Source organism: Microcoleus sp. bin48.metabat.b7b8b9.023, from assembly GCF_013299185.1.
GTDB lineage: Bacteria > Cyanobacteriota > Cyanobacteriia > Cyanobacteriales > Microcoleaceae > Microcoleus.
The window spans coordinates 14,459-27,887 of the sequence record NZ_JAAFKG010000048.1 but is presented as its reverse complement, the minus strand read 5'-3'; the positions used below and the strand labels follow the sequence as shown (position 1 = coordinate 27,887).

The 13,429-nt window shown below is 45.1% G+C and carries 10 protein-coding genes; 6 read left to right on the top strand and 4 right to left on the bottom strand.

The genetic code is table 11. The features are described from left to right. Positions 1 to 166 precede the first annotated feature (166 nt). Positions 167 to 601 carry a CAAD domain-containing protein gene (locus QZW82_RS23330; RefSeq protein WP_293153563.1) on the top strand — a complete coding sequence of 145 codons (435 nt, stop codon included), beginning with the start codon at positions 167 to 169 and terminating at the stop codon, positions 599 to 601. 137 nt (positions 602 to 738) lie between these two features. Here the strand turns inward: QZW82_RS23330 and aroA are convergent, their stop codons facing one another. Further along, positions 739 to 2,094, bottom strand: a complete 1,356-nt coding sequence (gene aroA / locus QZW82_RS23325; RefSeq protein ID WP_293153560.1) for a 3-phosphoshikimate 1-carboxyvinyltransferase — start codon at positions 2,092 to 2,094, stop codon at positions 739 to 741. A 445-nt stretch (positions 2,095 to 2,539) separates the two neighbouring features. Between aroA and QZW82_RS23320 the strand changes: the two genes are divergently transcribed. Further along, positions 2,540 to 3,043: a hypothetical protein gene (locus tag QZW82_RS23320; RefSeq protein WP_293153557.1), complete on the top strand. Its 504-nt coding sequence runs from the start codon at positions 2,540 to 2,542 to the stop codon at positions 3,041 to 3,043. A 124-nt stretch (positions 3,044 to 3,167) separates the two neighbouring features. Here the strand turns inward: QZW82_RS23320 and QZW82_RS23315 are convergent, their stop codons facing one another. Next, complete coding sequence (locus tag QZW82_RS23315) at positions 3,168 to 3,650, bottom strand: hypothetical protein (RefSeq protein WP_293153554.1); 483 nt, start codon at positions 3,648 to 3,650, stop codon at positions 3,168 to 3,170. A gap of 263 nt (positions 3,651 to 3,913) precedes the next feature. On the opposite strand from QZW82_RS23315, the gene QZW82_RS23310 reads away from it, so the two are divergent. The 3 genes from QZW82_RS23310 (at position 3,914) to QZW82_RS23300 (ending at position 6,249) form a co-directional block, all read left to right on the top strand. Beyond that, positions 3,914 to 4,591, top strand: a complete 678-nt coding sequence (locus QZW82_RS23310; protein WP_293153551.1) for a hypothetical protein — start codon at positions 3,914 to 3,916, stop codon at positions 4,589 to 4,591. Positions 4,592 to 4,844: 253 nt separating this feature from the next. Then, positions 4,845 to 5,144, top strand: a complete 300-nt coding sequence (locus tag QZW82_RS23305; protein ID WP_293153548.1) for a putative quinol monooxygenase — start codon at positions 4,845 to 4,847, stop codon at positions 5,142 to 5,144. Between the two features lie 301 nt (positions 5,145 to 5,445). Continuing rightward, positions 5,446 to 6,249, top strand: coding sequence for an MOSC domain-containing protein (locus QZW82_RS23300; RefSeq protein ID WP_293153545.1), 804 nt, complete (start codon positions 5,446 to 5,448; stop codon positions 6,247 to 6,249). A gap of 135 nt (positions 6,250 to 6,384) precedes the next feature. On the opposite strand, the gene QZW82_RS23295 is transcribed toward QZW82_RS23300, so the two are convergent. Both QZW82_RS23295 and QZW82_RS23290 read right to left on the bottom strand, forming a co-directional pair. Next, the gene (locus tag QZW82_RS23295; protein WP_293153543.1) at positions 6,385 to 7,266 is read right to left on the bottom strand and encodes a calcium-binding protein; all 882 of its coding nucleotides are present in this window, start codon (positions 7,264 to 7,266) and stop codon (positions 6,385 to 6,387) included. A gap of 237 nt (positions 7,267 to 7,503) precedes the next feature. Then, complete coding sequence (locus QZW82_RS23290; RefSeq protein WP_293153541.1) at positions 7,504 to 9,177, bottom strand: methyltransferase domain-containing protein; 1,674 nt, start codon at positions 9,175 to 9,177, stop codon at positions 7,504 to 7,506. 351 nt (positions 9,178 to 9,528) lie between these two features. Between QZW82_RS23290 and QZW82_RS23285 the strand changes: the two genes are divergently transcribed. Then, the gene (locus tag QZW82_RS23285; RefSeq protein WP_293153539.1) at positions 9,529 to 13,395 is read left to right on the top strand and encodes a glycosyltransferase; all 3,867 of its coding nucleotides are present in this window, start codon (positions 9,529 to 9,531) and stop codon (positions 13,393 to 13,395) included. Positions 13,396 to 13,429 lie beyond the last annotated feature (34 nt).

Below are 13,429 nucleotides of genomic sequence, written 5' to 3'. Positions count from 1 at the left end.
TTGTTTAGAATCAACACATATCGTTATTTTTGCTTGCAATTGGTGAAGCTCTGCCTTAATCTCATCAATTAGCCCCAGTAGCATTAATGCTGTGCTAATTGCCGGATAATCATACTGGCAGTAACTCAAAGCGTGCAATTTTACTTGACAACGGAGGAACTATCCCATGACCCAAGCTAACTTTTCTGACGACACGCAAACTATCACTGAAGTTGTGACAGTAGACCTAGTGAGTGACCAGCCGGGGGTCATTACTACAATGACCTCAGAAACTCCAGGGAGCCACTCCCAAGATATTAAAGATCAAATTCTCACAATTTTGTCCGAGCTTCCAGCTTATCTCTCAACCTTTTTTGTTGAATATCAAAAACCTCTGGTAACTATTGGTTTAATCCTGGCAGGCGCTATTAGTATTAAGGTAACGCTGGGAGTTTTAGATGCTCTTAATGATGTCCCTTTGGTAGCTCCCTTTTTTGAGTTGATTGGTATCGGATATACGGGTTGGTTTGTCTACCGCTATTTGCTCAATGCTACTAGCCGCAAAGAGTTGTTAACGGAAATTGATTCTTTAAAAGAACAAGTTGTCGGTCGAGATTCTTAGACGAAGTCATCAGTCATTAGTCATCAGTGCATTAGTCAGTGGTTATTTGTGAGGGTATACCAATAACCGATAACAAGTAACCAGCAACCAATGCCCAATCCCTCCGCTACGCTCCGCCCAATGCCCAATGCCCACTATCAATTAGGATGGCAAACTTGTTGCAAAGTGGCGGTAAAGTCAGGGTAGGAAATGGCAGCGGCTTCGGCCCGGTGAATGTTAGTAACGCCTGTGGCGCTGAGGGCTGCGATCGCCAAACTCATCGCTATTCTGTGATCGGTGTAGCTGTCAACATCCGCGCCAGTTAACGGAGTTCCCCCGGTAATTTCCAAACCGTCTGGTAACTCGGTAATTTTGGCTCCCATGCGGTTGAGTTCCGCAGCAGTCACGGCCAGCCGATCGCTCTCTTTGACTCGCAACTCGGCCGCATCTCGAATGATGGTAGTACCCGACGCAAAGGCTGCGGCTACTGCCAAAATCGGGATTTCGTCAATCAGTCGGGGAATTAAGTCGCCAGCAATGGTGCATCCCCGCAACTGTGGGGAAAAGCGAACCAAGATATCTGCTACCGGTTCCCCCGCAGCATCTCGCTGATTTTGCAGTTCAATGTCGGCGCCCATCATTTCCAAAGCTTCCAAAATACCTGTACGAGTTGGGTTGACGCCGACGTTTTCGACTACGAGTTCGGAACCTGGGACGATCGCCCCAGCAACTAGCCAAAATGCCGCCGAACTAATATCTCCCGGTACAATTACATTCTGTCCTTGCAGTTGCGCTCCGCCACTGACTGTCACGCTACAAGTTTCTGGATCGACGGTTAATTTAGCTCCAAACGCCCGCAGCATCCGCTCGCTGTGATCCCGCGAAAGAGAGGGTTCTGTGACTGTAGTATCTCCATGGGCCATCAAACCGGCTAGCAAAATGCAGGATTTAACTTGAGCTGAGGCGATCGGAGAATGGTAGTGAATCCCCTTTAATTGCTGTCCGAGTATCCCTAAAGGAGCTAAAGAATTGCTCTTTCTACCCCAAATTTGCGCGCCCATTTGTTGCAGCGGCTTAATTACCCGTGACATGGGGCGCGATCGCAAAGAACTGTCACCCGTTACCGCATAAAAATGCCCCGGATGAGAGGCTAAAATTCCCAACATCAACCGCATCGTCGTGCCGGAATTACCCGCGTCCAAGACTTCCAGAGGCTCCTGTAACTCACCAATTCCAACGCCCCGGACAGTTACCCGTTCCTCGTTGAGTTCCGAAACGGAGGCTCCCAGAAGGGAGAAACATTTAGCAGTGCTGCGGGGGTCTTCTCCTAGCAGCAGTCCCTCAATTGTAGTTTCACCGCGGGCGATCGCACCCAACATCAAAGCGCGGTGAGAAATCGACTTATCGCCCGGAACTCGAATTCTGCCTCGCAGCGACAAGCCCGAGGCAGGTTTTTGAATGCTTAAAGTTTGACTTTCGCTCTGGGGCGAAGTAGTTATAATGGCAGCTTGCATGAGATAGACTAGGATGGGACGGCGTTAGCTATCCTAACCTTTTCCCAGTCCTAAGTCATACCATTTTAGATTTTAGATTTTAAATTTTAGATTGGGGAATGACAGACTGCATAAGGGTTGGGAGCAGGTGGATACAGTTCCATTATTTGCTAAAACTGCGATCGGCTACAGGGGAGAGGAGATACCACTGCATGGATTTTACCTTGATTTCACAATTACAGTCCGTATATCTGCTGAGATTTCAGGTTCAGCTCTGAGTTATCGATCGGATAATTGACTTTGGACTGAAAAAATTTATATTTCTGACTGCGAGTTGTAGATTTTGTATGTTTTTTAATCAAAAGTTCCGGAATTTGGAGCCGAGAAAATCTAGAATCTAAAATCAAAACTCTAAAATCTCAAATCTCAAACTGCCCGAACCACAATAACTCGTACACTTTTATTTATGCTGACGCACCATCGCAAGCCCGTAAGTTTATCGCTGGTATCCACAGATTTACCTTTGTGGTCAGTTGTTGAAACCGCTGGTACCCTGTATCAAAAAGACCGCGATCGCTTTCACTTGTTGTTGCACGAACCAGCAATACTCGATCGCCAAGTTGCCGACGAATCCGACGACTCTGCCGAGCAAGTCGCTATATTGCCCACAACTACAAAACCCCGGTTGCTGTGGCTGGAAGTTTCGCCCTATCGAGTGATTATGACGATGCAAGGAAACGGCAAGTACAGTTACCGCCACTGCTGGGAACGCGGAATGTACGGCTTGAGCCGTTATTGGCTTCAGGGCGAATCGCTGGCGACTCCCGAACAGTTGCGCCTCCGAAACTTCACCCGCAACTTGACCCTGACAGGAAAGCCGGAACCGGAACACCTGCGGTTAGAATATGAGTTGTGGTCGGAAAAAGTACAACTCGGTTCCTATATTTTGAATCTAGAAATTCATCATTGAATTTGGTCATTGGTCATTGGTCATTGGTCATTGGTCATTGGTTGTGATGTAGGCGATCGCCAAAAACAATAACATCTTGCTGGATATTATAATTGATTTTCTGGTTGTTTTTGTAATTACCTATTTAGCGATCGCTCTTACAATAATTAATCAGTTTGGCAGTCAAAACATCTTGACTTTTGGCTGCTTGATTTGCCCGCTGTCCGGCTTGGATAATATCTGCTTGAGCTGTTTTGATTTGCTCTCGACCTTCTATACTTGTAGAAGCCCGATTTCCTGCCTCAAGAGCTTTACCTATATCGCCGAGTCCTTGACCCATGTCCCGGAAATATTTAACCGACGGCCCCTGAATTTCTTTGAGGGTTGCATCTGTGATTCGCAAAGCTTCAATTTCTTTAGCTGTCTGGTTCAAATCTTTAGCTAAGTTCTTGCTCGTTGCAGCATCGTAGGTGCCGTTCTTAAAATTGATGAGAGCGCTGCCTTTGGTGACAATTGCAATAAGTTTGGTACACTGGACAGTTCGGTTATCGCCGCTGCAACTAATCGTCAGCGTACAGCAAGCAAAAACTACGAACAGGATGGCAATCTGTTTGCGAAAAAAGTACATGAATCCTCGGTTGCAAAAAGTAAATTATAGGATGTTGTAGTAGAGTGTTTCAGTCGATTTTCCATTTTTAGATTTGAGATTTACTCCTCGATCTGAATCTGGGGGCTTTAACTGGGGTCTAAAATTGGAAGCAATCCCTTGACAGGAGTACGTCGGACGGTATCCGTTTTTTGGCAAGGGCGATCGAGATATCCAGTGTCAAAACACTCCTGCGGCTTTCAGACACGCTCTGCTAAACTAAACTACGTAGCCGTTTAGGAACTATGGTCAAAAACAGCAATAACCAACAGAAGGGCAGCATTTGGGGATATCTTACCCTGCTTTTGCCTATTTGCTTGACGGCGGTTGCCAGTTTCGAGTCGGGAACGATGTTTTGGGCGATCGCCACCACAGCGGGCATTGCTTGGGCTTACAAGCTTTACCAGCAGCAGCAAAAACACAGACTCGCTCATTTAGACTCGGTTTTCTACAGGTTGATCAAGGAAAATCAAGGGCGAGTTACGGCCTTGGATTTGGCGATGAATGCGAAACTCCCCGGAGACAAGGTTCAAGAATATCTCGACGAACGGGCTCTTGAGTTTGCCGCCGATTTTCAAGTAACCGAAGAAGGCGGAATTTTGTATTATTTTCAAATAGCTCCAACTGTCACTCAAAGCGAAATACCTAATGCAACAGTAGCTGTTCAAGAGCCTCCCACAAATCGGGAAAAAGCACAAGATAAAAAACCAAATTTATTTCCGATTGCTCAAACCAAGACTCCTCAAAAGCCCAAAATCTCTTTTACCCAAACGGAACTTTCCCGCAGGTTCAAGGTTCATGCAAGTACGATCGGCAAATGGAAAGTTAAGCCAGAGTTTGCTCAGTGGAGTAGCGAAAAAGACCCGGAGGCGATCGCCTGGGAATATTCTACAGACAACAAGCGATTTTATCCCAAAGATTGAGAAGAAGGTAGAAGGAAGAAGGTAGAGGGAAGAAGGTAGAGGGAAGAAGGTAGAGGGAAGAAGGTAGAATACACCAAGAAAAAAGGTTTGTAGTGAGGACTTCAGTCCTTTCTTGGATGAGGACTGAAGTCCTCACTACGAACCTATTTAATTGTTGTGGTCACCGCAGACATGATATAAAATCGTGTTTAATAGAGTTTGCCCGATAAATATTCGGTAAATTCGATCGCCATATCTGTTGATTTTTTCTCCTATGTCCACACCAAACTTGCGAGTAGTCGCACGCCTCGTAGCCTTTCCCGACAAAGTAGCAGAACTTAAATCTCTACTGCTGAGCATTATGGAGCCAACTCGGCAAGAAGAAGGCTGCATCAAATACGAACTTCTCCAAAATAAAGTTGATCCTACAGATTTTACCTTCGTTGAAGAGTGGGAAAGTGCAGCTTTGCTCGAACAGCATCTCGCTTCTACTCACATTCAAGCCGCAGTCAAGAAATTAGACGGTTTAGCAGTTGCACCTCCAGATATTCGCCGCTATGAATTGCTAGCTTAATTGGTTTTTAGGTTGAGTTAAATTAATGTCTGCGGTGGTTTTATTGTTATCATGGAAACAGGTACGTAGTTGGGCTTTAGCCCTCTTTCATAATATTAGGAAAGAGCGCTGAAGCGCAACTACATACCTTGATTAAAGAGAAATAGGTACGTTGTTGGACTTTAGCCCTCTTTCCTAATATTATAAAGAGCGCTGAAGCGCAACTACATACCTTAAGCATGACAATCAAACTAGCCTGCATAACCTTAATAAAGGTGGAAGAAGATCTCAAGTTAAAATTGTAGCAATTTCCGAGATTTTTATGATAGTAGCAACAGTCAAACAGTTATTTACTTATCCAATTAAAGGACTAACACCGCAAGCAATGTCGGAGTTTGCTTTAACGAAAGGACACGGTATTAAGGGCGATCGCGCTTTTGCGCTGCTATTTACAGATTATCTTGAAGGTGCAAAGATGCCCGCCGATAGCGCGTCTTGGATTAGCAAAAAATATTTGGCGGTTCAAAACGATTGGCCTCTGCTAGCAGCTTTGGAATGCCATTATCAACCGGAAACGGCTGTTTTAACAGTCAAGCGTCAAGGAGTTGCAGTATTATCGGCAGAAACGAACACAGCAGCGGGGCGCGATCGCATCAGCACTTTTTTTACCGACTATCTGGCGGCGATTCAACCAACAAAAGAAGCGAGACACCCGCAGCTTGCACCTTTGCGGTTAATCGGTAACAGTAGTGGGGAAACTCGTTATCCCGATCGAGAACCGGTACATATTTCTCTTCTCAGTCAAGCTACACTCGATCGATTAACCGAAGTCGCCCAGCAAAATATAGATGTAGGCAGATTTCGCCCAAACGTTGTGCTAGAGGGCATTTCAGCTTGGTCGGAATTTGAGTTAATCGGAAAAAAGTTTCAATTAGGTGCGGCACGGATCGAAGTTACAGCACGAATTGGTCGCTGTGTCAACGTAGAAGTAAATCCACAAACGGGCGATCGAGATATAGCCCTACTCAGTTTACTGCAACAAGAATTCGGTCACGCACAAACAGGAGTTTTAGCCAAAATCCTCAACAGCGGTACAGTTAGCATCGGCGATAAATTGAATTCCTAGAAAACCGGGCGGTTGAAACCGCGTCTATACAGACAAAACCCGCCTCCGCGGGTTGAAGAAAACGGGGTGGCTTCAACCGTCGTTTGATCTTCTCTTCATTCCGCGGAGGCGGAATTCGTTTGTGTAGGTGCGGTTTCAACCGCCGTCTACAACTTCCTCCGAAATCCGCACCTTATTACCAATCAACTTCAGAAAACTCACTCCAAAATGTTGAATTTCCAAAAAATTAGCATAAGCAGGAGTTGACTTATAAACTCTAAAAGTCCGCATAATTCCCAAAGTTGCCGCACTTTCCAGCGGGCCAACAAAGCTAGTATCTCTGTCCAAAAAATGAGACTGCTTAGCCCAGTGAGCCATCTGTTCCGCACTCAAAAAATAGCAACCGGAATGAGGATTCAAAGTCCGCTCAAAAGAGATTGGCTGTTCCATAATTTTTCCTACTAACTGCGGCTGCTCCTCCACATTTTGAAATTTAGCAGTAGCTCCGGCCACTAAATCACCATCAATATATGCTTTAAAAACAGCCCCTTGAGGCGATACTTCATAGCGATTGGGTTGCAACAAATTTCCATGTCCACCATGATGCGTAAACCAATTTAATTTACTAAAAAACCACGGATCGTGGAGAACTAAATCATCTTCCAAATAACAGAAGTAATCGTATTTGTTAAGGCAAGAACGCAAAACAGCCTGACACTCAAACCCCAACAGCAGCGGTTCGCATTTAGTAGCGTGGTGCATAAAAGACCTCGGCTGGACAGGCAGTTGAGGCAAAAGGTGATAACCTTGAGTAGTGCAAACAACAATATCGATTTCGTGCTTTTGAGATTTATTGGCTGGGATAGTGGCACATTCACTAATGTCAATCATGCACTGAGATTGGCCATACAAAGCTTGCAGCGAAGTCACGCAAGCAGTTAAAGCATTGATGCGCGGTTGGGGATCGTTTCGTTGGGAAGCGTGTTTCCCGTCACCGCTAGGATTGTAGAAGTGAGCAATAGTGAATAGGATTCGCATTTGTGTGTATCAACAATTAAAAATTAAACAATAAAACGGAAGACTGGGCGGTTGAAACCGCGTCTATACAGACAAAACCTGCCTCCGCAGGTTGAAGAGCAATCGGTTCCAACCTTAGGTCAAATCTTCATTCTTGAGTCTGCGGAGGCAGACATTGTTTGTGTAGACGCGGTTTCAACCGCCGTCTTATCTGCTCCCAACCGTATTGTACAAAAACCCCTATCAATCTTACCGCATTCAGTCTGCAAACAACTCGGGCAATCGCGATCGCAACTCAGCATTTAAACGCGGCAACTCGTCCCGCATTTGCAAGTACCAGTCTCGGCGCTGCCGGTAGTGTCCGCACAGCAAGCGGTTGTCGCGCACCCATTCGTAAGCATTCGCGGCTATTTCTTGGCGCATAGAAGTATCTGAAATCAGCGAATTTAGCTTGATTTCAAACTCTTTGTCGTGTTTGTAAATCAATCCGGTTTCACCTTCGACTATCGAATGTTCGTAGACGGTTGGACTCGCCAGTACCGCTACTCCTCGCGCCGCACATTCAATGAATTTCAAGTCAGATTTCATTTCGTTAACCGGGTTGGCAACGAGCGGCAGCAAAGCTATATCGCAACTGTACATGATTTCTTGATACCGTTCGTAAGTGCAAAATGATTCAAATTCCTTTTGCTGTATTTCTAAGGAATCAAAAAATCTGCGGTCGTGGATAACTTTAACTCTAATTCGGTGTTTGTGTGCAACTAAAACTCGATTCAGTGCTGCCATAATTGGCTGCCAATCATTTTCGCGGTTGAGCGCGCCAAAAAATATTGTGACTGCATGTTCTGCTGGATAGATTCGCGGCGGTGGTAGATAGGCTAGTTGATTGGGAAATACGGCAACATTATGATTGTAGTGACGCAAAATTTTGGCTAGCGGTTCTGTTGTAGTTTGAACGCAGTGACAGCCGCGATAGCTGAGGTAATTATTGTCTGCGTATTCGCGGCGGCGGACGGGATTGTCGTCAATTTCGGCTACTATTAAATAGTCTTGTTTTAGTAGTTCTTTGAGTTTGGGAATGTAAGCCGGATATTGCATGATTGTCCGTTGCCAGACGAAGACTTTTTCTTCTCCCGGAAACTCGGTAATTAATGCTGCTGTTTTCACTCCCGATACGGTGCGGACACCGGGAATTGTGGCGCTAAATTTGTCCGGTTCCAGAACTCGCACGCGATCGCACCCTGTAGGAGCCATAATAATGGTTTGGATCAGCAGTCTGCGGGGCTGTACGGTCGATTTGGTCGATCGCACAATATAATATTCAGCACCAGTTTCCGTAGCAAAATCGCTGGATTTTAGCTCTAAAGCCTTCACCATTGGATGCAGCAATTGTTGGAATTGGGCAAAATTTTCGGTTTTGTGTCCCTTCCCTTGCAATTCGTAAACCTGCAATCCGGCTCCAGCAAATAATGATTTAATACTTTCCAGGGTAAACCAGTGCTGCATCTTGCTGTCGGGATTTTCCCAATGTCCCCGCAACAGATTGACAATGCGCCGCCAGTATTGAACGTTGGGAATTGTGGCGAAAACTTGCCCCTCCGGCTTGAGCAAAGCACTGTACTGCTGTAGTATCTCCCAGGGGTTTTTGAGATAGGGTAACAAGTCGCCAAAAATCAAGCAATCGACAGTTTCGGGTTCGATGTCGAGACTGGCGATCGCAATTTCTTCAATATCGGCTACCGCCACCCAGTTTAGCCGATCGACTGCAATTTTCGCTTTTTCGCGATCGCGTTCAATGCCAATATACTGACAGTGGGGATTGATCAGCTTGTAGTGTTCGCCCCTAGAACCAGTACCGCAGCCAATTTCAACAATGACTTTAGCATCCGGCGGTAGCAGCTTGAAGAGGTCGTGGTTGGCGCGATCGATCACTTTCTCTAAAATTCCTGATTAGTTTGCCGTAAAATAAAGCAGAGCAATCCATGTCAACAGACCAGCAGACGAAAGTTAGCATGGCGATGCCAGTATACAATGGCGATCGGCACATTTGTCAAGCACCAAATTTTCAGTTACCAACTCTTTCTCTTCCCTCTCTTCTCTCACTCTGCGTACTCTGCGGTTCAATTAAACCTTATTCACCAATCGTGTAAAGATTGATATATAGCGGTTCTCAAAAAATGAGGTATGACTGACAGCTTATATAACCACTTAGAATAAGAGGGCCCAAGCCCAACAACGTACCCCAAAAATAAACACAGCACTGTACTAAATACATTATAAATTATGAATCCTAATCTAGGAATAAACATTGCCGGCTACATCAACGGCGAATTTGGCATAGGAGAAGGAGTAAGAGCCAACATCAGAGCCGCCGAAGCCGCCGGAATCACCTTGGCTATCAACAATTTTACCCGCAGTCCCCACCGTAAAAAAGACACCACATATCAAAACTTTAGTCCAGACAATCCCCATCCGGTAAATTTAATTCAAGTCAACGCCGACGAAGTTGACACTTTTATCAAAGATAGAAGTTCCAGCTATTTTGCAAATAAATACAATATCGGCTTTTGGGCCTGGGAACTTCCCGGCTTTCCCCCTCAATGGCAGGCAGCATTTAACCACTTTCACGAAATCTGGACTTACAGCAATTCTTGTGCCGAAGCAATTTCTCAAGTTTCGCCAATTCCCGTCATCAAAATTATGCCCAGTATGTTTTTACCTGCACCTTCCCTCAGCAGAGAAGAACTGCATTTACCTAAAGATAAATTTATTTTTCTGTTTGTCTTCGACTTTTGCAGCCGCATCGAACGCAAAAATCCTTTGGCAGTTATCCAAGCATTTAAAACAGCTTTTGGTGACGATGACCGCGTATTATTGGTAATCAAATCTTCCAACTCAGACAAAAATCTTAAAGATTTAGAATTGTTGAATTTTGCCATAGATGATTCTGCAAATATCAGACATCAAGACGGGTATTTATCCAAAGATGAAATCAACGGTTTGCTTTATAATTCCGATTGTTACGTGTCGCTGCACCGCTGCGAAGGATTCGGCTTGACAATGGCTGAAGCGATGTTTTACGGCAAGCCTGTAATTGCCACCGGTTATTCATCAAATACAGAATTTATGAATGTCGGTAATAGCTTTTTAGTGAAGTATAAGTTGGTTCCAATCGAGGAAGATTGCGGGCCTTATAAAAAAGGCAATGTTTGGGCCGAACCGGATGTCGGACACGCTGCTGATTTAATGGGCTATGTTTTTAATAATTACCAAGAATCTCAAAAAATTGGAGTTGTAGCTGCTGCGGAAATTCAGACTTTACTCAACCCGGAAGTTACAGGAAGTAAAATTAGGAAACGTCTCGAATATATTGCCGAGATTACCGATAATTTTCAAAATTTGCCTCTGTCAAGAACTGCCAAAGCAGAGTCTGCAAAAATTAAGCATGAATTCCCACAGTCAAACCAACAAACTCAATCAAAAGTAGAACTGGAAAGCTGGCAGCCTTTGGTGAGCATTTGCATTCCGACGTACAACGGAGAAGCATTTATTGAAGAAACAATCAAAAGCGCGATCGCCCAAACTTACCCTAATATAGAACTGATTGTATCCGACGACGGCTCCACAGACCGCACAATTGCGATCGCCCAATCCTTCCAATCGCAAACATCCGCCGACTTCCGCATCATCCTGCACCGCAACTACGGCTTATCCCAAAACTGGAACTTCTGCATCTCTCAAGCCAAAGGTGAATACATCAAATTTCTGTTTCAAGACGACTTGCTGGCACCAGAATGTATCGCCAAAATGGTCGCCCTCGCCCAACAAAACCCAGACATAGGTATGATTTTCTCCCCCCGCGGCATCACCATCGCTGAAGATGAATCTCACCCAATTTTGCGGAAAGCTTCCCAATCAATCAAAGATTTGCACAAAAGTTGGTCGAATTTAAAATCAATTCAGCCCGGAAAAGACTTGCTAGCAGATGCTAACTGCTTGAACAACCCCATCAACAAAATTGGCGAACCGAGTACCGTCTTAATTGCCGCCCGAGTTTTTGGCGAAATCGGATTGTTTGATTCAGGATTATCTCAGTATGTAGACTTAGATATGTGGTGGCGGATCATGGGAAACTATCACGTCGGGTTTGTAGACGAAAAACTGTCGTCACTGCGGATTCATCCCGAACAACAAACCTGGAAAAACTTCGCTGCTGGGGAAAATCATAAAGATGTCGTCAGATTTTACAAGAAACTTCTAAATAGTCCTGATTACAGTTTCCTGAATCAACAAATCAAACAGACAATCCGGCAAAAGTTGGCATCGAGAACCCAGCCTAATATATCTGACTTGTCAGCACTGGTTGAAAAGTACAAAAAATTGCCATCAAACCAGTCAATTTTGCTCCAAATGCGGCAACGCCGCCAACAACTAGCTGAAGCTTGGCTAAATTGTCCCGTCGATAAAATAGAAAGTGCTTACTCGCAAGCAGCGGGGAAAGCTCATAAATTGCTACTAGAGGGCCACCTCAAACATGAACTTTTAACCGAGTCGGAACAAAGTTTTGTCCGCCAGTTATACTCGAAACTTGGCTCAGCAGGGACAATTGCCGATAAGATGCCATATTGTCTGGCAGCTATGCTGTACCGCGAGGCTTATCAGTTGCCGTTAGAGTATAAAGATTCAGCGATTCCCCAGTGGTTTTTTGATGATTTTCTGAAATTTCTATTTCAGTCTCCGAATTGTTTTCAACAAATGGGAGATGTTGAAAGATATTCTGAATATTTCCAGGATTTGATCGAGTATGTTGCTGCGAATATCGCCCGTTTTCCGGATGCGGGAGTTTGGTCTTATGTGGCCGCATTTATTGCGAAGAATGTTAGCTTCAAAGCTTTGTACTTGAGCGATGCAAATTTGCTGAATGTCTTGAGCCAGCGAGCTGATATTCTAGAATTTTATTTAGAAAAAATTGGCTGTGAAATAAACTGGGATTTTGCTCCAAGAGTATCGAAGCCAATTAAAGTTAGATTGGGGATTTTGCTCGACAAAATTAGTGCGGAATCGGAAACTTGGGCTGCTATTCCGAGTTTTGAATATTTAGATAGAGATAAATTTGAAGTTATCGCGTACAGTTTTCAGGTAGAAGACGAGCAACTGGGGAAATATTGCGAAAGTTGCGCTGACAAGCTGGTGCGACTGCCGGCAAATTTGCCGCAGCAGGTGCAAGAAATTCGATCGCACGATTTAGATATTCTGCTAATTAGCACCAATATCGCCGACACTTCCGGGCCCAGCGCGCTGTTGTGCTTGCACCGACTGGCGCGGGTGCAAATTGCTACCGCTGCATCCACTCCCGCCACTACCGCAGCCCGCAATATCGATTGTTTGATTGTCGGAGATTTGGCATTGCCGGCAGATGCAGCAGAGTATCGCGAAAAATTAATTACCTTAGAAGGCTCGGGAGTTTGTTTCAGCTATCCTGTAGAGTTAGCTCCTGCCACCGTTGAACCGACTCGCAGCAGTTGGGGAGCCACCAACCAATCTGTAGTGTTCATGTCCTGTGCTCGGGCTGGGACAATTATCCCAGAATTGCGAGAAACTTGGGCAAAAATTATTGCCGGCGTACCGAATTCTATTTTAGTTTTGTATCCCTTTCGTTCCCGCGCTGAAAACTATCCGACCGTACCTTTTTACCACCAAATTCGATCGACCTTCGGGGAATTTGGAATTGACAAAAAGCGGCTAGTTGTGATACGAGCGCTATCAAATCGTGCAGATTGCATAAAATGTCTGGAATTGGCTGATATATATTTAGACTCCTATCCATACAGCGATGCCGGCCCCTTTGCAGAACCGCTGTTGGCCGGGTTGCCTGTAGTGGCAAGAAAAGGGCAAAAAACTCGATCGGGACAATTTGCAGCAGTCCTCGAAGAACTACAACTTCCGGAACTGGTAGCACATAGCGAGAACTCTTATATAGAACTGAGTACAGCACTGGGAACAAACCCAGAAATGCGCCGGCGCTATCGGGATCGAATCCAGCAAACAATGGCGGCCAACCCCAAAATTCTTGACAGTCGCGCTTACTCCCATCAAATAGGCAAACTATTTGAAAGGAACCCCGTCTGGATGCAAAGCGTCAAGAATTAGACAGCAATAGCGCTAGGTTTCTTAACGCTCTGCT

What these genes read in the sequence shown, in the direction of transcription:
- QZW82_RS23330 (WP_293153563.1), top strand. Translation starts at nt 167, where the DNA reads ATGACCCAAGCTAACTTTTCTGACGACACGCAAACTATCACTGAAGTT.
- aroA (WP_293153560.1), bottom strand. Translation starts at nt 2,094, where the DNA reads ATGCAAGCTGCCATTATAACTACTTCGCCCCAGAGCGAAAGTCAAACT.
- QZW82_RS23320 (WP_293153557.1), top strand. Translation starts at nt 2,540, where the DNA reads ATGCTGACGCACCATCGCAAGCCCGTAAGTTTATCGCTGGTATCCACA.
- QZW82_RS23315 (WP_293153554.1), bottom strand. Translation starts at nt 3,650, where the DNA reads ATGTACTTTTTTCGCAAACAGATTGCCATCCTGTTCGTAGTTTTTGCT.
- QZW82_RS23310 (WP_293153551.1), top strand. Translation starts at nt 3,914, where the DNA reads ATGGTCAAAAACAGCAATAACCAACAGAAGGGCAGCATTTGGGGATAT.
- QZW82_RS23305 (WP_293153548.1), top strand. Translation starts at nt 4,845, where the DNA reads ATGTCCACACCAAACTTGCGAGTAGTCGCACGCCTCGTAGCCTTTCCC.
- QZW82_RS23300 (WP_293153545.1), top strand. Translation starts at nt 5,446, where the DNA reads ATGATAGTAGCAACAGTCAAACAGTTATTTACTTATCCAATTAAAGGA.
- QZW82_RS23295 (WP_293153543.1), bottom strand. Translation starts at nt 7,266, where the DNA reads ATGCGAATCCTATTCACTATTGCTCACTTCTACAATCCTAGCGGTGAC.
- QZW82_RS23285 (WP_293153539.1), top strand. Translation starts at nt 9,529, where the DNA reads ATGAATCCTAATCTAGGAATAAACATTGCCGGCTACATCAACGGCGAA.